Origin of the sequence: Nocardiopsis sp. RV163, assembly GCF_001029525.1 — a bacterium.
In the GTDB taxonomy this organism is placed as follows: Bacteria; Actinomycetota; Actinomycetes; order Streptosporangiales; family Streptosporangiaceae; genus Nocardiopsis; species Nocardiopsis dassonvillei.
Window position 1 is genome coordinate 1 of the sequence record NZ_LEKI01000112.1, and the last position, 20,076, is coordinate 20,076.

The window sequence follows — 20,076 nt, forward strand, 5'->3', positions numbered from 1 at the left end:
TTCGGCCGCCGGGCGGTCGGCGGACACGCCCCGCGGGGCGGTCGCGCCGGGCGCCAGGACCTCGTCGCGCCGGAACTCCCTCGTGGTCTCGTCGTCGGGGGAGAACGCGCGGGTGGCATCGTCGGCGGAGAACGCGCTGGCGCCCTCGGCGCCGGAGGAGGCCGGGACGTGGGCCTCCCGGGAGAAGACCTGGGTGGCCTCGTCGTCGGACGAGGGGGCGGTGGTCGGGTCGTTCCACGGCTCGTCGCCGCGGCCGTCGTTCGCCGTTCGCACCGGCTCACCTCCGCGCATTCTCTGGTCGGGGGGGCGTGTCACCCCCACTGGGACGGCCTCCGCCCACCGCTGGTTCTGAGCGGTTCGGCCCGTGAGAGGACCGTGGCGGAGGGTGGTGTCAGCGCACCCCGTAGGCGGTTTCGCGGACACGGGGAGGCGGGCGGGGAAGTGGTGGCCCGGCTGGCGGCCAGAATACATCACGAACAGATCACAGCGCATTCCCGCGCGTGCGGCTGACCGGGACGAGTCTAGGGCGTCGGGGAGGTGCCGTTCCCCCTCCGGGCAGGGGCTTCCGGCGCCTCGGCGCGGTGGAGGAGAAGCGGGTGCGGCGGTCCTCCGGGACCGCCGCACCCGCGTGCGTCCCCGGCTCGGTCAGTGCGCGGTGCGTCCGGCGGCCCGACCCGCCTCCAGGCGGGCGACGGGTACCCGGAACGGGGAGCAGGAGACGTAGTCCAGGCCCACGCGGTGGAAGAAGTGCACCGAGGCGGGGTCGCCGCCGTGCTCGCCGCACACCCCGAGCTTGATGCCCGGACGGGCGGCGCGCCCCTCCTCCGCCGCGATGCGCACGAGGCGGCCCACGCCGTCCACGTCCAGGGACTCGAACGGCGAGACACCGAACACGCCCTTCTCCAGGTAGGCGGAGAAGAAGGACGCCTCCACGTCGTCGCGCGAGAAGCCCCAGACCGTCTGGGTGAGGTCGTTGGTGCCGAAGGAGAAGAACTCAGCGTTCTCGGCGATCTGCCCGGCGGTCAGCGCGGCGCGGGGCAGCTCGATCATCGTGCCGACGGGGAAGTCGAGTTCGACTCCGCTCTCCCGTCCCACCTCGCGCAGTACACGCAGCGCGTCCTCGCGGATGATCTCCAGTTCCTGCACCGTGCCCACCAGCGGGATCATGATCTCGGGGCGGGGGCGCCCGCCCGCCGCGATCCGGTCGACGGCGGCCTGGGCGATGGCCCGCACCTGCATGGTGAACAGCCCCGGCACCACCAGGCCCAGGCGCACGCCGCGCAGGCCCAGCATCGGGTTCTGCTCGTGCAGCTTGTGCACCGCCTGGAGCAGCCGCAGGTCGTTCTCGTGGCTCTCCCCGCGCGCCTCGGCGACGGCCACGCGCACCGAAAGCTCGGTGATGTCGGGCAGGAACTCGTGCAGCGGCGGGTCCAGCAGGCGCACGGTCACCGGCAGGCCGTCCATGGCCTCCAGGATGCCGCCGAAGTCCTCGCGCTGGAACGGCAGCAGCGCGTCGAGGGCCTGTTCCTGCTCCTCCCCGGTGTCGGCGAGGATGAGCCGCTCCACGAGCTGGCGGCGGTCGCCGAGGAACATGTGCTCGGTCCGGCACAGGCCGATCCCCTGCGCACCCATGCGGCGGGCCCGGGCGGCGTCCTCGGCGGTGTCGGCGTTGGCGCGCACGCGCATGCGGCGGGCGGCGTCCACGTAGTGCATGAGGCGGTCAACCGAGCGCACGAGGTCGTCGGCCTCGTCCGAGGCGGGGTCGATCTCGCCCTCGAAGTAGCGCACTACGGGCGAGTCCACCACGGGGACCTCGCCGAGGAGGACCTCGCCGCTGGTGCCGTCGATGGAGATGACGTCGCCCTCCTCGACCACCTCGCCGCCGGGCGCGGTCATGCGCCGGTTCTTGGTGTCGATGTCGAGCTCCTCCGCGCCGCACACGCAGGTCTTGCCCATGCCGCGGGCGACCACGGCGGCGTGCGAGGTCTTGCCGCCGCGGCTGGTGAGGATGCCCTCGGCGGCGATCATGCCCTCCAAGTCGTCGGGGTTGGTCTCGCGGCGGCACAGGATGACCCTCTCGCCGCTGCGGGACCACTTGACGGCGGTGTAGGAGTCGAAGACGGCCTTGCCGACGGCGGCGCCGGGTGAGGCGTTCATGCCGCGGCCGAGGCGGTGGGCGTCCGCTCCGCAGAGCGCCTCCTCGTCGAAGCGGGGGAACATCAGCTGGGCGAGCTGGTCGCCGGTGACCCGCTGGACCGCTTCGTCCAGGGTGATCACGCCCTGGTCCACGAGCTGGTCGGCGATGCGGAACGCGGCGGCGGCCGTGCGCTTGCCCACCCGGGTCTGGAGCATCCACAGCCTGCCGCGCTCGATGGTGAACTCGATGTCGCACAGGTCGCGGTAGTGGTTCTCCAGGGTGTCCATGATGCCCATCAGCTCCCCGTAGCTGGGGGCGTCGATCCGCTCCAGGTCGGCGAGGGGGACGGTGTTGCGGATCCCGGCCACCACGTCCTCGCCCTGGGCGTTCTGGAGGTAGTCGCCGTAGACGCCGGGCTGGCCGGTGGCCGGGTCGCGGGTGAAGGCGACGCCGGTGCCCGAGTCCATGCCGAGGTTGCCGAAGACCATGGCGCAGACGTTGACGGCCGTGCCGAGGTCTGCGGGAATGCGCTCCTGGCGGCGGTAGAGGACGGCGCGGGGGGCGTTCCAGGAGTCGAAGACCGCCCGGACCGCGAGCACCATCTGTTCGCGGGGGTCGCTCGGGAAGGGGCCGCCGGTCCGCTCGCGCACGACCTCCTTGAAGCGGTCCACGAGCATGCGCAGGTCGGCGGCGTCCAGGTCCAGGTCGCTGGTGACGCCCTTGGCGGCCTTGACCTCCTCGATGGCGTCCTCGAAGAGCTCGCCGTCGATGCCCTGCACGGTCTTGCCGAACATCTGGATCAGGCGCCGGTAGGAGTCCCAGGCGAAGCGCTCGTCGCCGCCCCGGACGGCCAGGCCCGCGACGGACTCGTCGTTGAGGCCGATGTTGAGGACGGTCTCCATCATGCCGGGCATGGAGAACCTGGCACCCGAGCGCACGCTCACCAGGAGCGGGTCGTCGGCCTGGCCCAGGCGACGCCCCATGGCCTTCTCCAGCTCCTGGAGGTTGGCCTCGATCTCGGCGTCGAGTCCGGCGGGCATGCTGCCGTGGGAGAGGTAGTGGCGGCACGCCTCGGTCGTGACGGTGAACCCGGGGGGAACGGGCAGGCCGAGGTTGGTCATCTCGGCGAGGTTGGCCCCCTTGCCGCCGAGGAGCTCCTTCAGGTCCTTGTTGCCCTCGGTGAACGTGTAGACGTACTTGGCCACGGGGGTGCTCCCTCGCTTCTCGACGGCGCAGCGCTGGGTCGGCGCCTGCGCCCGGATGGGCGCGACTCTATCCACACTCCGCATCATCACTCGCCCATGAACTCCCTATTTTCGACATATTCCCAGTTCAGGGCTATTAAAGAGGTCTATACCAATGGTTCAGCAAAAAAGAAGCCGCCGAACAGCCCGATCCGGCGAACGGAGCCGCCGACGAAGACGAACCCGCATTTCACGGAGTTGGCGATGCGACCCGAAGCCCCGCAACCCCCGCAAACTCCACCCCGGGAGCACACACGACCAATCCTGCGTCACACCCGCCACGGGAGAATGCCTGTGCCGCGAAACACAGGAATACCCATCAGTAACCTACGGAGCCGTAGGTTAGGCTTCGGTTGGGCCCGCAGCGGGGCGGACCGCGGGATGGAGGAGTGCAGCGTGTCGGAGGAACAGGCGCGGGCTACCGGGCGCACGGAGACCGACCGGAAGGACCGCGGAGCCCCGCGCGAAAACGGACGCGAACCGGGGCCCGGTACGCCCTCGGACGCCTCCGTGCCCGAGAGGGCCGCGGCGGCTGCCGAGGAGCTGCTGGAGGCGGTCAAACCGCGGCTGCGCGGCTGGCTGCACCTGGGGACGGCTCCGCTCGCCCTGGCGGCGGGCATCGTCCTGGTGTCCCTGTCCCCCACCGTGCCCGCCATGATCGCCAGCGCCGTGTACGCGCTCAGCGCGGTGATGCTCTTCGCCACCTCGGCGGTCTACCACGTGGGGCGCTGGTCGCCGCGCGCGCAGAAGGTGCTGCGCCGCATGGACCACTCCAACATCTACCTGATCATCGCGGGAACCTACACGCCGTTCGTGCTGCTCGTGCTCGAAGGCGCGCTGCGCACCGCCATGCTCGCGCTGATCTGGGGCGGGGCGATCGCCGGGGTCGGCTTCAAGATGCTGTGGCTCAACGCGCCGCGCTGGCTGTCCACCGCGCTGTACCTGGCCATCGGCTGGGTGGCGGTGCTGTTCATCCCCCAGTTGATCGGCGGCACCCACCCGGCGACGTGGATCCTCATCCTGGTGGGCGGGGTGCTCTACAGCGTCGGCGCGGTGGTCTACGGGCTCAAGTGGCCCGACCCGGCGCCGCGCTGGTTCGGCTTCCACGAGATCTTCCATTCGCTGACCATCGCGGCGTTCGTCTGCCACTATGTCGCGGTGTCCTTCGTGGTCTACACCACGGGCTGAAGGAACGGGCACCGCGACCGGGGGCGCCGTTCGCGGTCCGCACGGCGGATCGAAGGACAGGCCGCGCCCCCGCGTTGTTCCGGGCCCCTTCCGGGAGGAAGCCGGATCAGCGCGGGGGCGCGGCCGCCGCCCGGTTCAGGCGAAGCCGAACACCGGCGGGAACACCACCACGACCAGAGCCGCCCAGAACGCGTAGACCGGCAGGTAGGCCGTCTGCCACCGTTCGATCGCGGCGAACGGGCGGGCGCCCCGCACGAAACCCGCCATCAGCCGCGCCGACCACGCCAGGTGCACCAGCAGCACGAGGTTGAGGCCGAGCGCGGCGGTCTTGTTGGCGGTGAACCCGAACTCGGCGATGCGGGTCAGCATCGCCGTCAGCGCGACGGCGTCCACCGCGAGCGCCGCCCCGACCAGCGCGAGCTGGAGCCAGTCGAACACGCCCGGCGGGGACAGCGGGGCGCGGGCGGAGACCGAGTACAGCAGCAGGAACAGGACCAGCACCAGAACGGCGTCCATGATGATGAGCAGTTCGCGGTCCACCGTGGTCAGCGGACCGTTCACCAGGAGCGCCACCAGGTCCGCGAGCAGCATCAGGAGCGCCAGCGGCGTGAAGACCCGGGTGAGGACGGGCGCGATGTTCTCCACCACGCTCTTCTTGGCCTCCACCAGCCACGCGGCCACCAGGAGCGCGCCGGGCACACCGAACGGCAGCAGCCAGTCCTCCATGAACGGTTCCAGGTCGACCTCCACCAGGGAGAGCACCCCGAAGGTGAGGCCGACCAGGACCGCGGAACCCAGCACGATCAGCGCCAGGTACATCACCAGTTCGCCCATGAACCGCACGAAGTCCATGCGCCGGTCGTGGGAGCGCCAGTGCCCGCCCGTGTGCAGGACGCCCACGAGCAGCCACAGCAGGACCGGAGCGTGCGTGAACGCGAGCACGGCGGTCATGCCGGGGCCCGCGAGCGGCCCGTGGGCCGCCTCGAACGGGTAGAGGTTCACGGCCAGGGCCGGTACCGCCGCGACGGCGGCCAGCGCCGCGCACACACGCCGCGAGGCCCGCCGCTTCCAGGCGAACCACCCCGCCAGGAACGGGAGCACCACGAAGGCGACGTTGCGCAACTGCGCGAACTCGTCGTCGACCGCTGTGAACAGGAGCTTGACCGCCAGTCCCGCGCCGAGCGCGAACGCGAGCACCGCGCCGAGATCGCGCCAGCGCGCGAGTCCGTCCGCCCCGTCCCCGGCCTCGGGGACGAGGACCAGCTGTTTCCAGAGCCGGTGGGAGTGCTCGCGCGCGAACTCCCGCGAAACCTCGTCCAGGTTGCCCATGCGCCGGACCGCGACGAGGAAGGCCTCCTCGTCGTCCAGGCCGCTCGCCCCCAGGTCGGCGATCTGCTCGCGCAGATGGTCCTCCATCTCCTCGACTTCGGAGGGGGAGATTGTCCGGCGGCGGCGCACGAAGCCGCGCCACTGGCCGATCTGCTCCTCCAGGACCTCACCGCGTGCGGTCCCGCTCATCAGGCGATCCCCCCTGCGGCGGCGTCCCCGAGGACCGGGGGCCGCGACGCGGCCTGCCACACCTGTTGGAGGGCGTCGGCGACGACCCCCCACTGCTTCTGCCGCTCGGCCAGCGTCTCCAGCCCGGCCTCCGTGATCGCGTAGTGCTTGCGGCGCCGCCCCGTCTCGGACGCGCCCCAGGACGCCCGGACGTAGCCGTTGCGCTCCAGGCGGTGCAGCAGGGGATAGAGCATGCCGTCGGTCCACTGCATCCGACCGCCGGAGAGCTCCTTGACGCGTTTGACGATGGCGTATCCGTAGGACTCGCCCTCGGCCAGGATGCCCAGGACGAGCGGTGTGGCCGACGCCGCGACCAGGTCCTTGTCGATGTGCACGCGCACTTCCTATGCCTAGTTCTGCTAGGGGCCATTACCCTAGCAGAACTAGGCATAGAAGAACGAGGTATCGATTTCGGCCTCCGCCGGTGTCACGATTCGCTCACGCGACAGGACAAGGCACACCAAACGACCGCGTAACGCGCACCCCCTACCGCTAGGTTGAGAACCGGATCCCGCGGCCGTGTGCGGCCCGGGGCCGAAGAGGCGGCCGGAAACCACTCCCCCCGGGTCCGGCCGTCTCGCCGTGCCCTCAGCCCCGGTCCCGCCCCTCAGGCGGTCGGCGGAAGGCCCGGCAGGCCGTCGACGCTGGCGGAGTTGCGGGTGAGCCGATAGTCATCGAAGTACGTCGGGTCACGGCGCTCGTGGTGGCGGTCCAGCAGGTCCCGGTCGCCTCGCAGGTCCATCAGGGGCACGGAGAACCCGCAGGAGTCGGAGACGCGCCGGACGTCGACCACGATGACCGCGCGCTGGCCCAGGGTGCGGTCCTTGGGGAAGCGGGCGCGCAGCTCGTCGAACCCCGGTTCCTCGGGGAGCACGGCCCGGCCGGTGCCGTGGAGGCGGACGATGTTCGGCGGTCCGTCGAAGGCGCAGAACATCAGCACGATCCGGCCGTTCTCCCGCAGATGGGCGACGGTCTCGACACCGGAACCGGTGTAGTCGAGGTAGGCCACCCGGTGCTCACCGAGCACGGCGAACGTCCCGCGCATCCCCTTGGGTGAGACGTTGACGTGCCCGTCCCCGGCGAGCGGTGCGGTCCCGACGAAGAAGACCGGTTGGGCGAGGAGGAAGCGCGCGAGCCGGTCATCGATGGAGTCGTGGATCTTTCCCATGGCGGCAAGCTTTCCACACGACCGGTTCCGCGCTCCGGCCCGCCCCGGCCGCGGGGTCCGGGCCCCGCGAAAGCACGGGGGCCGCCCGCCCCGGTCGGGGACGGACGGCCCTGGCCGTTCCGGTGGCTAGCAGCCGGGCAGGCGCTCGAACAGGTAGGTCTCCACGCGGTCCAGGGACACGCGCTCCTGGGACATGGTGTCGCGCTCGCGCACGGTCACCGCGTCGTCCTCCAGGGTGTCGAAGTCCACCGTCACGCAGAACGGAGTGCCGATCTCGTCCTGGCGCCGGTAGCGGCGGCCGATCGCCCCGGCGTCGTCGAACTCCACGTTCCAGCGCTTGCGCAGCCTGGCGGCCAGGTCGCGGGCCTTGGGCGAGAGGTCGGCGTTGCGCGACAGCGGCAGCACCGCGGCCTTGACCGGGGCCAGGCGCGGGTCCAGGCGCATGACCGCGCGCTTCTCCAGCTTGCCCTTGGCGTTGGGCGCCTCGTCCACGTTGTAGGCGTCCAGCATGAACGTGAGCACCGCCCGGTCGACACCGGCGGCGGGCTCGATGACGTAGGGGATGTAGCGCTCGTTGCTCTCCTGGTCGAAGTAGGACAGGTCGACGCCCGAGGCCTCGGCGTGGGTCCGCAGGTCGTAGTCGGTGCGGTTGGCGATGCCCTCCAGCTCGCCCCACTCCGAGCCCTGGAAGTTGAAGCGGTACTCGATGTCGACGGTGCGCTTGGAGTAGTGGGACAGCTTCTCCTGCGGGTGCTCGTACAGGCGCAGGTTGTCCTTGGCGATGCCCAGGTCGACGTACCACTGGTGGCGGACGTCGATCCAGTGCTGGTGCCACTCCTCGTCGCTGCCGGGCTTGACGAAGAACTCCATCTCCATCTGCTCGAACTCGCGGGTCCGGAAGATGAAGTTGCCCGGGGTGATCTCGTTGCGGAACGACTTGCCGATCTGGCCGATGCCGAAGGGCACCTTGCGGCGCGCGCTCTGCTCGACGTTCTTGTAGTTGATGAAGATGCCCTGGGCGGTCTCCGGGCGCAGGTAGGCCAGGCCCTTCTCGTCCTGGACCGGGCCCAGGTAGGTGCGCAGCAGGCCGTTGAACATGCGCGGCTCGGTGAAGGAGTCCTTGGCGCCGCAGTTGGGGCAGGCGATGGCGGCCAGGCCCTCGGCGGGCTCGCGGCCGTGCTTCTCCTCGTATGCCTCGACGAGGTGGTCCGCCCGGAAGCGCTTGTGGCAGGACTGGCACTCGGTGAGCGGGTCGACGAAGGCCGTCACGTGGCCGGAGGCCTCCCAGACCTCGCGGGCCAGGATGACGCTGGAGTCCAGGCCGACGATGTCATCGCGCTCCTGCACCATGGAGCGCCACCACTGGCGCTTGACGTTGTTCTTGAGCTCGACGCCGAGGGGGCCGTAGTCCCAGGCGGCGCGCAGACCCCCGTAGATCTCGCTGGAGGGGTAGACCAGACCTCGGCGCTTGGCGAGGTTGACCAGTGCGTCCATTGCCTCTGACTTGGCGGCCATGGGGAACTCTCCATCCGGCTGGGTGTCGGTGGATCGCGTGCGCGATACATCGGTTGGTGTGGAAACGCGGCGCCGCCGAAACCAGGGAGCGGCAACAGCGACGACCGCGTCCGTCCAGGCTAGAGCACCGGGGGGTGCGGCCACGCACGTTTTACGGGCACGGCGGCCTCCGTCGGAGGTGCGCGGACCGGCGCCGCAGGAGCCGAAACCGTCCCCGGGCGCGCGGAAACCGGCCGGAGGGCTCAGGCCGGGGCCTCACCCCCGGTCACGAGTTCGAACGCGGTGGGTTCGTCGATGGCGCGGGAGAGCAGCGGCACGGCGTTGACCTTGACGTCGAAGTCGGACAGGGCCCTGCGGTAGAAGCCGGCGCCGTCCCACTCGGTGACCACGGTCCACAGGCGGGGGTCGTCCGCGGCGCGGCCCACCCGGTGGCCGCGGAAGCCGGGTCGGCGGGAGAGCACCTCGATCGCGGCGGCGGCGTCGTTCTGGAAGGCCGCGGTGTCGGCCTCGGGCACGGAGTAGCGGGTGATGACGATCACGGTCCCATTGTGGCCCACCCGGGAGGCCGCCGGACGGTCGTCCACAGGCGCGGGTCCCGCTCCGGGCGGCCCTCCCTCCCGGGGCGCGGAACCCGGAGGAGCCCGAAGGCCCCCGGGGCGCGGCCCCGGAGGCCGTGCCGTCGTCACCGGAGGCGCGAGCCCCCGTCCCGAGGGACGCGGGCCCCCGGGACGCGGGTTCCGGATCACCCCCGGCCGAAGACCCGGTCAACGACGCGGGCCGCGGCGCGGCCGTCGTCGAGGGGGCAGAAGCGCTCCACGAACGAGCGGTAGGCGTCCCCGCTGCGCCGGGCCACCTCGTCGATGTCCAGCAGGGCCTCGACGACCTGGTCGGACTCGGTCAGCAGCGGGCCCGGCGCGGTCTCCTCGAAGTCGAAGTAGAACCCGCGCAGGTTGTCCCGGTAGCTCTCCAGGTCGTAGGTGAAGAAGAGCATCGGCCGCCCGGTGTTGGCGAAGTCGAACATCATCGACGAGTAGTCCGTCACGAGCACGTCGGTGATGAGGAAGAGCTCCATGATCTCCGGGTAGAGGGACACGTCGTGGACGAAGTCCCTGCCCACGATCGGCACGCTGTCCACCACGCGCGGGTGCCTGCGAACCAGCAGCACGTGGTCGTCGCCGAGCTTGTCGTACATCCGGCGCAGGTCCAGGTGCAGGTCCAGCTTGTGCCTGCCGCGCGTGTAGTACTTGTCGTCGCGCCAGGTCGGCGCGTACAGCACCACCTTCCTGCCCTCGGGCAGGCCGAGCCTTCGCCGGGTGCGCTCGGCGACGGCCTCGCGGTCGGGGGCGAAGAAGACGTCGTTGCGCGGGTAGCCGGTCTCCAGCACCTCGCCCTCGAACCGGAAGGCGCTGCGCAGGATCGGGGTCGCCCACGGGCTCGGCGAGACCAGGTAGTCCCACTGCGCGGTCTCCCAGGCGAGCTTGTCGAAGTAGTCGCGCGACTTGCCGCGGATGTTCTCGACGTCGAAGCCGATCCGCTTGAGCATCGAGCCGTGCCAGGTCTGCACGACCACTTGGTCGGGGTGGCGGTGGAACCACGGGGGCTGGCGGGAGTTGGTGACCAGGTAGCGGGTGCGGGCCAGCGCCTCGTAGTACTCCCGTCCCCGGTGCCGCACGGCGGTCAGGTCGTCGGGCAGGCGCACCTGGCCGTCGGCGACCAGCCACGACATCGGGTACCGCTCCCAGCGCGCCCTCCCCCGCAGCTCCGCGTAGACGCTCTGCGGGCTGTCGGAGTACTGGCGGCCGGTGTAGCTGTCGAAGAGCACGCCCTCGGCGACGGGCTCGCGGCGACGGGCCGAGTAGTGGCGCTCGCGCAGCTCGCGCTGGGCGAAGGCGCCGCGCTCGGCGGGGCGCAGGTCGCTGCCCACCTGGAGCACGGGCGCACCGCGGCCCTGGCAGGACAGGGTGTAGGAGCGCTCGCCGGTCTGCATCTCCAGCGGCAGGTCGGGGATGAGCGCGTCGGAGAACTCCACGCCCACGTCCTTCGCGGCGGCGCCGTCCAAGGCGGCGTCGCCGACCCGGCCCCACAACTGGTAGGCGCCAGCGGGCAGGGACAGCTCGCCGGACAGGGTGGGGACGTCGGCGGGGGCGAAGCGGGCCGTGAAGCGGCTGCCGGAGCGCTCCACCCGCAGCGGGTGCTCCTCGTCGCGGCCGCGCGCCCGGGCGACCAGCTCCAGGCCGGCGTCGGCGGAGAACTCCCCCTCCAGCATCAGGGCGCGACCCTGCCAGCGGGCTCGGTCGACCACGGGCCGGGCGTGCCCCGCGCGCAGCTTGAGGTGACCGGTCGCGGTGCGCAGGACGGCCAGCTCCCGGTGGCCGTCCTCGGCCGCGTAGGCGGCGGTGTCCGTCTCGTCGGGCAGGATCAGGGCGACGGCCCGCCCGTCCGGGGTCACCAGGTGGACGTCCCACTCCTCCTGGCGGATCACGCCGCCGCACTCGGTGACGCCGCGGTCGAAGAGCTCGCCGGCTCGCACGCGGGCGGTGACGCGGCCGCCGTGGACGGTGGCCGGGTAGGTGAGCGCGGCGGTGCCGGGGCGGCGGGTCAGGCGCAGCCCGGTGGCCTCGGCCGCGGGTGCGGACACCAGTTCTCCCTCCAGCTCCAGCACACCGGTGCGGGCGTCGAAGCGGTGCTCGGCCACGCGCGCGCGGGCCGGTTCGACGCTGATCAGAAGGTGGCGGTCCTTGCTCCAGTGCGGGCGCACCCACACGTCCCCCTCCACGCGGTGGTAGCCCGGGCGCTCGGGCGGGCCGGGGACGGGGTTGGCGACGATCCTGCGGCGGGTGATCCCGCGGTTGAGGACGACCAGCTCAAGTTTCCAGTCGCCGGGCTCCCATCCGCCGGAGGAGCGCAGCTTGCGGGGGTCGACGATGACGGTGAAGCCCCCGTGGTCGTGGCGGGCGGCGTCGATGACGTCGGGGAGGCGGTACTCGGCGGCGAGCCGCACACGCACGGGCACGCGGACGCGGCGGCGGGTGGAGGTGTTGACCGCGAAGGCCGCCAGGTGCTGCTGCCAGCGTCTGCGGGCGCGCAGGTGGCGGATGCCGACGCGGCCGCTGACGTGCAGGCGCCCGTTCGACCAGCGGACGTCCTCGGTCTTCTGGCGGACCCGGATGTCCTCGCCGAGCCGGTACACCTCGCGCGGCACCGCCCGGTCGGGGTCCTGAGACTCGAAGAAGGGGTAGCGGACGTAGTAGCCCAGGCCGCGCCGCACGACGGTGGCCTTCTTGATCTCGACGCTCTTGGCGAAGGTCGCGACCTCCAGGACGTCGGCCGTGCGCCGTCTGCGCACCAGGTGGTACAGGAGGCGGTCGAGCACGTTGAGGCCGCGCAGGAGGCGCGCGGGCACGTGGTCGAGGTAGGCGTTGAGCAGTTCGACGGCGGCCTCGCGGGCCTCCTCGTCGGCGTCGTCCAAGCGCAGCAGGAGCTGGTGCAGCTCGCCGCCGAGCAGGGTGCGGTCCCACAGTTCCCGGTCGGCGCTGACGAGGCCGGCGGCGAGGTCGCCCATGGCGGTGAGGCGCCGGGTGAGCGCGGCCTTGTCCAGGGGCGGGCGGGCGGCCTCGCGCCGGCGCATGAGCAGGACGGGGCCGGGCAGGGTGTCCACGGTCTCCGCGGACAGGACGGCCCGGCGCAGGCCCAGGTCCGCGTCCTCGGGGTCCAGGGAGTGGTCGGTCAGGGAGTTCCAGAACTCCCGGCGCCAGAGCTTGTTGCCCAGGGTGGCGTCGGCGGCGAGTCCGGGAACGGCTCGGGGGTCCTCGGCCATGCGGTGCCTGCCGCAGTACCTGCGGTGCGCCTTGGAGGGGGAGGCGCCCAGTTCGTCGAACCTGTACACGTTGCCGACGACCAGGTCCGAGCGGGTGTCGCCCGCGCTGCGCAGGAGGTAGGCCAGGGCGTAGCCGGTGAGGGCGTCGGAGCCCTCCAGGAAGAGCAGGTGGGTGCCGTGCGCGGCGGCGAACGCGGCGGCCAGGGCGAGCGCGTCCTCGCGGGCGGGTTCGACGGCCTCGTCCCCCTGCTCGTTCTCCTCCCCGTGGGCGTCGGCCCCGGCGCCCTCTGCGGCGTCGTCGTGGCCTCCGTCGTCGGCGTCGGTTCTCTCGGACTCGTCCGCGGTCCCGGCGCCTCCGGCGCGGAGGCGGTCGCCGTCGCGCACGGGGACCAGGACCACCTGGGCGTCCGCCCGGGTCCCGCCGGTCCCGCCGTCGTCGCGTTGGCGGGCCAGGGAGTCGAGGCAGTGCTGCAGGTGGGGCTCGGTGACGTCGAACGTCACGATGACAGTGGCTTCGGGCACGGAAGTTGACACCCTCCGGAGGGTTCGACGGGCCGCGCGGGCGACTGGGCGCGCTGACCGCGTACATCAGACGACTGACGACTACGAGTGTAGATTTTGTGACTCAGGGTCAACACGGTACCGATGGCTGTACGCCACGCGGAAGACGGGAGGGGGTGCTCGGCGCAGCAGCGCCCGCGCCCGGCGGCGGACCGGGGTCCTGCACTAGGGTTCAGGACACAAGTATCACAGGCCCGGCGGCCCGCCGCCCACCCCTTTCGGGATGGGCGCGCCCCCGCGAGGGCCTGTCCGGCGGCGGCACGGACCAGAAGCGGACACGGACAGCATGGCCCCTCCCGAACACGGTGACGAGAAGCGGCGTCCAGACCAGGACCGGCCCCGGCGCGAGGGGGACTCCCCCCGCGCGAGGAGGGCGGGCGGACTGCGCAGGGCGGTGGAGGAGCGCAGCGCGGTGCCCCTCGTGTGGCTGCACCAGGGCCCCCGGTGGCTGGCGCCGCTGGCCGTGGGCGCCCTGTTCATCGCGGGGCTGGCGGCGCCCGGCCCGGTCGGCGCGGTGTGCCTGCTGCTGGTCGCCGCGTTCGTCGCGTGGCTGGCGTTCCTGACCTGGCCCTCCCTCGGCGGCCAGCCGCGGGCCGCGCGGGTGCTCATGGTGGTGGTCGTGCTGGTGCTGGCGGTGGCCCGGATCCTGGGCTACTGACACGACAGCACCGAATAGATCACGAATCCGCCATATTTTGACAATCATTTTCGTTTTCGTGATAATGGAACGGTGTCTGACCAGTTCACGGCCGTCGCGGGCGACGCGCCTCCCGCATTCCAGGCCGTCGACGCGCGCGTGGCCTACGACGGCGTCCCCGTGCTCGACGGAGTGAGCCTCGACGTGCCCGCGGGCCAGACGATGGCCGTCCTGGGCCCCAACGGCTCCGGCAAGTCCACCCTGATGCGCTCGATGCTGGGCATCGTGCCCCTGACCTCCGGCGAGGTCCTGGTGCACGGCGTCCCGCTGCGCCGGTTCCGCGCCTGGCGGCGGATCGGCTACGTGCCCCAGCGGCTCACCGCCGGGGGCGCCGTCCCCGCCACCGTCCGCGAGATCGTCGCCTCCGGCCAGGTCGCCTCGCGCCGCCGCCTGTCCCTGCCCACCCGCGCCGACCGCGCGGCCGTGGACGAGGCCCTGGAGACCGTCGGGCTGGCCGACCGGGGCCGCCACGCGGTGCGCGAGCTCTCCGGCGGCCAGCAGCAGCGCGTGCTCATCGCCCGCGCCCTGGCCGGTCGGCCCGACACCTTCGTCATGGACGAGCCCATGGCCGGTGTGGACGCCGAGAACCAGCGCGCGCTGGCCGAGACCATCGCCCGCCTGCGCGGGCGCGGCGCGACCGTGGTCCTGGTCCTGCACGAACTGGGCCCGCTGGAGAACGTGATCGAGCGCGCCGTGGTGCTGGAGTCGGGCCGCGTGGTGCAAGACGGCGCCGCGCCAGCGCCCACCGGCGCGTGCGCCCGGCCAGGACACGAGCACCAGCACCCCCACCCCGACCCCAACGCCCCCGACTCCGCGGGCTCCACGGCCGCGGAGATGATCCGACTCGAGGTACCCGGCCGTGACTGAGCTGCTCCACTACGAGTTCATGCGGCGCGCGCTGGTCGCGGCGGTGCTCGTCGGCCTGGTCACCCCGATCATCGGCACCTACCTCGTCCAGCGGCGCCTGGCCCTGCTGGGGGACGGGATCGGCCACGTCGCCCTGACCGGGGTGGCGCTGGGCCTGCTCACCAGCACCTCCCCGGTGCTCACCGCGGCCGTGGTGGCCACGCTGGGCGCCGTGCTCATCGAACTGGTGCGGGTGCGCGCCCGCACCAGCGGGGACGTGGCCCTGGCGCTGCTGTTCTACGGCGGCATCGCCGGTGGCGTACTGCTCATCGGGCTCACGCCCGGGGCGAGCAACGCCACGCTGGTCTCCTACCTGTTCGGCTCGGTGAGCACGGTGGAGGAGTCCGACCTGTGGGTGGTGGGCGTGCTCGCCGCCGGGGTGATCGCGGTGGTGGCGGTCTTCGGCCGCGAGCTGTTCGTGCTGTGCCAGGACGAGGAGGTGGCGCGGGCCCACGGGCTGCCGGTGCGCTTCCTGAGCGTGCTGCTGGCCGTGACCGCCGCGCTGACGGTGGTGATCGCGATGCGCGTGGTGGGCGTGCTCATGGTGAGCGCGCTGATGATCGTCCCGGTCGCCGCCGCCCAGCAGCTCACCAGGAGCTTCCGGGTGACCATGCTCCTGGCCGTGCTGATCGGACTGCTGTCCTCGGTGGGCGGCCTGACCGCGTCCTTCTACGCCGAACTCTCCCCCGGCGCGACGATCGTGCTGCTGGCCCTGGCCGTCTTCGGCCTGGCCGTGGCGGTCGGCGGCGTGCTGCGCCGCGCCTCGGGGCGCCGCTCCGCGGCGGCCTTCGATCCCGCAGGTGGGAGTTCGACCGGTACGATGCCCCAGACTGAGCGGGGGAGGGTGAGACCATGAGTACACGACGCGAAGCGGTCCGCGAGGCGCTGACCGGTTCCGACGGTTTCCGCAGCGCCCAGGACCTGTACGCGGACCTGCGCGCCGACGGTTCCAAGATCGGCCTGACCACCGTCTACCGGGCGCTCCAGGCGCTGAGCGACTCCGGTGAGGTGGACGTGCTGCGCACCGACGAGGGCGAGGCCGTCTACAGGGCGTGCGGCACCGAGAGCCACCACCACCACATCGTGTGCCGGGTGTGCGCGACCGCGGTGGAGATCGAGGGGCCCACGGTGGAGAAGTGGGCCGCCGAGATGGGCGCCCAGCACGGCTTCACCGGTGTGACGCACACCGTGGAGGTCTTCGGGACCTGCGCCAACTGCTCCTAGGCGGGGCGGCCGGGCGCGGTCGGGGCCGCTCCCTTCCGGCGGGTGCGCGCCCGGAGCGCCGACGCGTCGTGCGCACGGCGCCCCGCGGCGCGTCAGTCCCGGCGCAACGGGTCCAGGCCGGGGCGCTTGGGGTTGACGTTGTCCCCCGAGGACCGGCCGGTGAGTCGGCGACCGATCCACGGCACCAGGAACTCGCGCGCCCAGTGCAGGTCCTCCTGGCGGGCGGAGCGCCAGTCGCGGGGGTCGGCGGGCGGCCACGGCTGCTTCCAGTCGCCCTCCACCGGCACCCCGAGCACCTCGGCCACGCGCAGCGCCATACGGCGGTGGCCCTCCGGGGACAGGTGCAGGCGGTCCCAGCTCCAGGCGCGGGCGTCGTCCAGGACCCGCATGCTCCACACGTCCACCACGTCGCAGCCGTAGCGGTCGGCGATGGCGCGCAGGTGCATGTTGTACGTCGCGATCCGGCCGCGCATGTGGCGCATCACGGGCTGCCAGTTGGTGTCGAACCCGGTGAAGACCACGATGCGCGCGCCGGTCCGGCTGAGTTCCTCCACCGCCGAGGCGAAGGCGACGGCCACGGCGTCGGGGTCGCTGCCGGGGCGGATGATGTCGTTGCCGCCCGCGCACAGCGTGATCAGGTCCGGTGAGAGCTCCACCGCCCGGGGGACCTGCTCCTCGGCGATCTGGCCGATGAGCTTGCCGCGGACCGCGAGGTTGGCGTAGCGCACCTCGGCGACGTGGTCGGCGAGGTGTTCGGCCAGACGATCGGCCCACCCCCGGTAGCGGCCGTCGGGCGCGCCGCCGCCGTCCGGATAGGGGTCGCTCATGCCCTCGGTGAAGCTGTCACCGAGGGCGACGTAGGACAGGATGTCCTGGTGCACCAAGTTCGTCCCAAAGCCGCTCATAATGACCGATCATCCAACTCCGTGCCAGGGTTACGCGACAGTAGGTTGATCGTTTCCGGCGTTTTGGGAGCCACCTCACACCGTGGCGGCGGCGGTCAGCGGTCCTTGGTGATCCGGGACAGCTCCGGGCGCTTGGCCGTGACGGTGTCACCGGAGGAGCGCCCCGTCAGGCGGCGGCCGATCCACGGGCCGAGCGACTCCCTGACCCAGGTAAGGTCCTCCCGGCGCGCGCGGGCCCAGCCGACCGGTTCGCTGTGCGGCCACGGCTCATCCCAGCGCTCCGTCACCGGTACACCCAGCACCTCGGCCACGCGCAGCGCCAGGCGGCGGTGCCCCTCGGGGGACATGTGCAGCCGGTCATCGTCCCAGGCTCGGGGGTCGGTGAGCACCTCCATCGGCCACTGGTCCACCAGGAGGCAGCCGTGCTTGTCGGCGATGGCGCGCACGTGCATGTAGTAGCGCGCGAACAGGCCGATGGTGCCGCGCATGTAGCCCGTGGTGACGTTGACGCCGGTGAAGAGCACGACCCGGCTCCCCGCGGCGCGCAGGCGGCCCACCGTGTGGTCCAGGATCCTGGCCATCCGTTCGGGGTCCCCGCCCGGGCGCAGCAGGTCGTTGCCTCCCGCGCTCAGGGTGACCAGGTCCGGGGCCATCTCCAGGACGGGCGGGAGCTGGTCGGTGACGATCTGGCGCATGAGCTTGCCGCGCACCGCCAGGTTCGCGTACAGGACCTCGCCCAGGTCGTCCGCCAGGTGCTCGGCGAGCCGGTCGGCCCAGCCGCGGAAGCCCGCGCCCGGCTCCGGGTAGGGGTCGCCCACGCCCTCGGTGAAGCTGTCCCCCACCGAGACGAGCGACATGCCCGGCCTGAGCGGCGGACCGTCCGAACCTGCCATCACTTCTTCTCCTTCGACACGGGGTTGGGCACGGCGCCGCCGTAGCGGCGGTCCCGGCTGGCGTAGATCTCACAGGCCCGCCACAGGTCGCGGCGGTCGAAGTCGGGCCAGAGCGTGTCCAGGAAGACGAACTCGGCGTAGGCGGACTGCCAGAGGAGGAAGTTGGACGTGCGCTGCTCGCCGGAGGAGCGAACGAACAGGTCCACCGGCGGCACGTCGGGGGCGTAGAGGTGCTGGGCGAGGGTGTCCTCGGTGATCTTCTCCGGGGAGATCAGGCCCGCCGCCGCCCTGCGGGCCAGCTCTCGCGCGGCGTCGACGATCTCGGCCTGGCCGCCGTAGTTCACGCAGAACTGGAGGGTGAGCGCGGTGTTGTCCCTGGTCATCTCCTCCGCGTCCTGGAGTTCGCGGATGACGCTCTTCCACAGCCGCCCCGCGCGCCCGGCCCACTTGACGCGGACCCCCCGCGCGTGCAGCTCGTCGCGGCGCCTGCGGATGGTGTCGCGGTTGAAACCCATGAGGAAGCGCACCTCGTCGGGCGAGCGCTTCCAGTTCTCGGTGGAGAAGGCGTAGGCGGACAGGTTGGCCACGCCCATCTCCAGGGCGCCCTCGATCACGTCGAACAGCGAGGCCTCACCGGCCTTGTGCCCCTCGGTGCGCGCCAGGCCGCGCTCCTTGGCCCAACGGCCGTTGCCGTCCATGACCACGGCCACGTGCCGGGGCACCAGCTGGGCGGGGAGCTCGGGGGGACGCGCGCCGCTGGGGTGCGGAACGGGCGCGGAGTACTCCCGCCGTTTACCGGTGTCGAAGCTGAACAGACTCAAGAACGCTCCACATGGCGCAGTGATCGGATTCCGTTTTCCAGGTGCCACTGTAGGTAGGCCGCGACCAGCCCGCTGCACTCGGAGCGCTGCCTGTCCTCGCTGGCGTCCGCGCTCTCCCAGTCCCCTCCGAGCAGCGCCGACATGAGCCGGAGCGTGTCCTGTGACGGGTGCACTGAGCCGTGGGGACGGCACACCGTGCAGACCATACCCCCGGCGTGGACCGCGAACGCGCGGTGCTCCCCCCGGCTGCCGCAGCGGGCGCACTCGGCCAGGGAGGGCGCGTACCCGGCGACGGCGAGCGAGCGCAGCAGGTAGGCGTCCAGGACCAGACGGGAGTCGTGGCTCCCCTCACCCAGGGTACGCAGGGCGCCGATGAGCAGGAGGAACTGGCGCAGCGCCGGGTCCTTCTCGACCGAGACGACCTTCTCCGCGGTCTCCAGCATCGCGGTGGCGGCGGTGTAGCGGGAGTAGTCGGCCACCACCGCCTCGCCGTAGGCGCGCACGGTCTCGGCCTGGGTGATCACGTCCAGCGTGCGGCCCGCGTGCAACTGGAGGTCGACGTGGGTGCACGGCTCCAGGCGGGCGCCGAAGCGGGACTTGGTGCGGCGCACCCCCTTGCCGACGGCGCGGACCAGGCCGGTGCGCCGGGTCAGGAGGGTGATGATGCGGTCGGCCTCGCCCAGCTTCTGGTTGCGCAGGACGACACCCTCGTCGCGGTAGAGACTCACAACCCCATTGTCGCGGATGCCGCGGACCGTCCACGCGGACGGTGGAACACGCAACCCCTCTACGACCAGCTTTGTCACAGTTTGGTTTCCCTTTTTGCGACATTTGCTCTACTCTCACGCGCTAGGCGCTCCGCGTCGGGCCCGCCGCCCTTCCCCCGCGGCACTCTCCCGGAGCAGCCGCGCGCATCCCGCGCGCTCCCCGACACGGGTTCACCCGAAACCCGCGGGGCACGAGCGAGGGCCGCCCGGAGCGCGGACCCCGCGCGAGCGGCGCCCCGCCGCGCCCGTGCCCCGACGTCCCACTTCCCGAGGAGGGCCCCATGGCGCGTGGTCGCCGAGGCAGGCGCAGGAAGAGCGCCGACCGACACCGCCGTACCGGGCGCGGACCGCGCTCGATACCGCTCGCGGTGCCCATGGCCGCGGTCCCCGTCGGCCTGGTCGTGGCGGGCGCTCTGCTGTTCACCGGCGCGGAGGCCGGCCTCAACCCCTTCCAGAACACGGCGGACGGCCAGGCCCGGGAGGAGGGGCTCGGCACCGCGGTCACCGACGACTCGCTCGTGCCCGAGGCCTCCGAGGACGCCGACTTCTTCGCCTCGCCCACCGCGGCGCCGGAGCGGGAGCCCGCGCCCTCCGAGGAGGGCGCCGAGCCGCAGAGCGCGCAGGCCTCCTCCGTGCCCCAGGACGACGGGGACGAGGACACCGGCGGCGGTGGCGG

General features: G+C 72.2%; 16 protein-coding genes and 2 pseudogenes. 6 read left to right on the forward strand and 12 right to left on the reverse strand.

Annotated features, from left to right (window positions below):
• Positions 1-273, reverse strand: a pseudogene (locus ABD54_RS18490) (YdcF family protein); the annotation flags it as partial.
• A 372-nt stretch (positions 274-645) separates the two neighbouring features.
• Positions 646-3,342 (reverse strand): pyruvate, phosphate dikinase, encoded by a 2,697-nt coding sequence (gene ppdK, locus ABD54_RS18495; RefSeq protein ID WP_047870759.1) that lies wholly within the window; start codon positions 3,340-3,342, stop codon positions 646-648.
• A 420-nt stretch (positions 3,343-3,762) separates the two neighbouring features.
• Here ppdK and ABD54_RS18500 point away from each other — a divergent pair, with 420 nt between their 5' ends.
• Positions 3,763-4,569, forward strand: coding sequence for a hemolysin III family protein (locus ABD54_RS18500; protein ID WP_047870760.1), 807 nt, complete (start codon positions 3,763-3,765; stop codon positions 4,567-4,569).
• 135 nt (positions 4,570-4,704) lie between these two features.
• On the opposite strand, the gene ABD54_RS18505 is transcribed toward ABD54_RS18500, so the two are convergent.
• The 6 genes from ABD54_RS18505 to ABD54_RS18530 form a co-directional block, all read right to left on the reverse strand.
• Positions 4,705-6,087: a permease prefix domain 1-containing protein gene (locus tag ABD54_RS18505; protein ID WP_047870761.1), complete on the reverse strand. Its 1,383-nt coding sequence runs from the start codon at positions 6,085-6,087 to the stop codon at positions 4,705-4,707.
• On the reverse strand, positions 6,087-6,461 hold the full coding sequence (locus tag ABD54_RS18510) for a PadR family transcriptional regulator (protein WP_047870762.1): 375 nt from the start codon (positions 6,459-6,461) through the stop codon (positions 6,087-6,089). Before ABD54_RS18510 ends, ABD54_RS18505 begins: the two co-directional genes overlap by 1 nt.
• A gap of 272 nt (positions 6,462-6,733) precedes the next feature.
• Positions 6,734-7,294 carry a pyridoxamine 5'-phosphate oxidase family protein gene (locus ABD54_RS18515; protein WP_047870763.1) on the reverse strand — a complete coding sequence of 187 codons (561 nt, stop codon included), beginning with the start codon at positions 7,292-7,294 and terminating at the stop codon, positions 6,734-6,736.
• A gap of 126 nt (positions 7,295-7,420) precedes the next feature.
• Positions 7,421-8,809 (reverse strand): glycine--tRNA ligase, encoded by a 1,389-nt coding sequence (locus tag ABD54_RS18520; RefSeq protein WP_200904139.1) that lies wholly within the window; start codon positions 8,807-8,809, stop codon positions 7,421-7,423.
• Positions 8,810-9,051: 242 nt separating this feature from the next.
• Positions 9,052-9,348 carry an antibiotic biosynthesis monooxygenase gene (locus tag ABD54_RS18525; RefSeq protein WP_047870773.1) on the reverse strand — a complete coding sequence of 99 codons (297 nt, stop codon included), beginning with the start codon at positions 9,346-9,348 and terminating at the stop codon, positions 9,052-9,054.
• 203 nt (positions 9,349-9,551) lie between these two features.
• The gene (locus tag ABD54_RS18530; protein WP_047870765.1) at positions 9,552-13,148 is read right to left on the reverse strand and encodes a CDP-glycerol glycerophosphotransferase family protein; all 3,597 of its coding nucleotides are present in this window, start codon (positions 13,146-13,148) and stop codon (positions 9,552-9,554) included.
• A 325-nt stretch (positions 13,149-13,473) separates the two neighbouring features.
• Between ABD54_RS18530 and ABD54_RS18535 the strand changes: the two genes are divergently transcribed.
• From ABD54_RS18535 to ABD54_RS18550, 4 genes are all read left to right on the forward strand, one after another.
• Positions 13,474-13,845, forward strand: a complete 372-nt coding sequence (locus ABD54_RS18535) for a DUF6703 family protein (protein ID WP_047870766.1) — start codon at positions 13,474-13,476, stop codon at positions 13,843-13,845.
• A 72-nt stretch (positions 13,846-13,917) separates the two neighbouring features.
• Positions 13,918-14,751, forward strand: a complete 834-nt coding sequence (locus ABD54_RS18540; RefSeq protein ID WP_047870767.1) for a metal ABC transporter ATP-binding protein — start codon at positions 13,918-13,920, stop codon at positions 14,749-14,751.
• Positions 14,744-15,646: a metal ABC transporter permease gene (locus ABD54_RS18545; protein WP_047870768.1), complete on the forward strand. Its 903-nt coding sequence runs from the start codon at positions 14,744-14,746 to the stop codon at positions 15,644-15,646. The genes ABD54_RS18540 and ABD54_RS18545 overlap by 8 nt, the downstream gene beginning before the upstream one ends.
• Positions 15,643-16,014, forward strand: a complete 372-nt coding sequence (locus ABD54_RS18550) for a Fur family transcriptional regulator (protein WP_047870769.1) — start codon at positions 15,643-15,645, stop codon at positions 16,012-16,014. The genes ABD54_RS18545 and ABD54_RS18550 overlap by 4 nt, the downstream gene beginning before the upstream one ends.
• A gap of 92 nt (positions 16,015-16,106) precedes the next feature.
• Here ABD54_RS18550 and ABD54_RS18555 read toward each other — a convergent pair whose 3' ends face one another.
• The 4 genes from ABD54_RS18555 to recO all read right to left on the reverse strand — a co-directional run bounded on the left by ABD54_RS18555 (position 16,107) and on the right by recO (position 19,361).
• Positions 16,107-16,919: an SGNH/GDSL hydrolase family protein gene (locus ABD54_RS18555; protein ID WP_200904140.1), complete on the reverse strand. Its 813-nt coding sequence runs from the start codon at positions 16,917-16,919 to the stop codon at positions 16,107-16,109.
• Positions 16,920-17,014: 95 nt separating this feature from the next.
• The gene (locus tag ABD54_RS18560) at positions 17,015-17,812 is read right to left on the reverse strand and encodes an SGNH/GDSL hydrolase family protein (RefSeq protein ID WP_082166887.1); all 798 of its coding nucleotides are present in this window, start codon (positions 17,810-17,812) and stop codon (positions 17,015-17,017) included.
• Positions 17,812-18,633: an isoprenyl transferase gene (locus ABD54_RS18565; RefSeq protein WP_047870771.1), complete on the reverse strand. Its 822-nt coding sequence runs from the start codon at positions 18,631-18,633 to the stop codon at positions 17,812-17,814. Before ABD54_RS18565 ends, ABD54_RS18560 begins: the two co-directional genes overlap by 1 nt.
• Positions 18,630-19,361 carry a DNA repair protein RecO gene (gene recO, locus ABD54_RS18570; protein ID WP_047870772.1) on the reverse strand — a complete coding sequence of 244 codons (732 nt, stop codon included), beginning with the start codon at positions 19,359-19,361 and terminating at the stop codon, positions 18,630-18,632. Before recO ends, ABD54_RS18565 begins: the two co-directional genes overlap by 4 nt.
• Before the next feature lie 320 nt (positions 19,362-19,681).
• On the opposite strand from recO, the pseudogene ABD54_RS18575 reads away from it, so the two are divergent.
• Positions 19,682-20,076, forward strand: a pseudogene (locus tag ABD54_RS18575) (CAP domain-containing protein); the annotation flags it as partial.

Coding starts and splice junctions, on each gene's coding strand:
- ABD54_RS18555 (WP_200904140.1), bottom strand. CDS start 16,919: ATGAGCGGCTTTGGGACGAACTTGGTGCACCAGGACATCCTGTCCTAC.
- ABD54_RS18550 (WP_047870769.1), top strand. CDS start 15,643: ATGAGTACACGACGCGAAGCGGTCCGCGAGGCGCTGACCGGTTCCGAC.
- ABD54_RS18520 (WP_200904139.1), bottom strand. CDS start 8,809: ATGGCCGCCAAGTCAGAGGCAATGGACGCACTGGTCAACCTCGCCAAG.
- ABD54_RS18500 (WP_047870760.1), top strand. CDS start 3,763: ATGGAGGAGTGCAGCGTGTCGGAGGAACAGGCGCGGGCTACCGGGCGC.
- ABD54_RS18560 (WP_082166887.1), bottom strand. CDS start 17,812: ATGGCAGGTTCGGACGGTCCGCCGCTCAGGCCGGGCATGTCGCTCGTC.
- ABD54_RS18515 (WP_047870763.1), bottom strand. CDS start 7,294: ATGGGAAAGATCCACGACTCCATCGATGACCGGCTCGCGCGCTTCCTC.
- ABD54_RS18505 (WP_047870761.1), bottom strand. CDS start 6,087: ATGAGCGGGACCGCACGCGGTGAGGTCCTGGAGGAGCAGATCGGCCAG.
- ABD54_RS18535 (WP_047870766.1), top strand. CDS start 13,474: ATGGCCCCTCCCGAACACGGTGACGAGAAGCGGCGTCCAGACCAGGAC.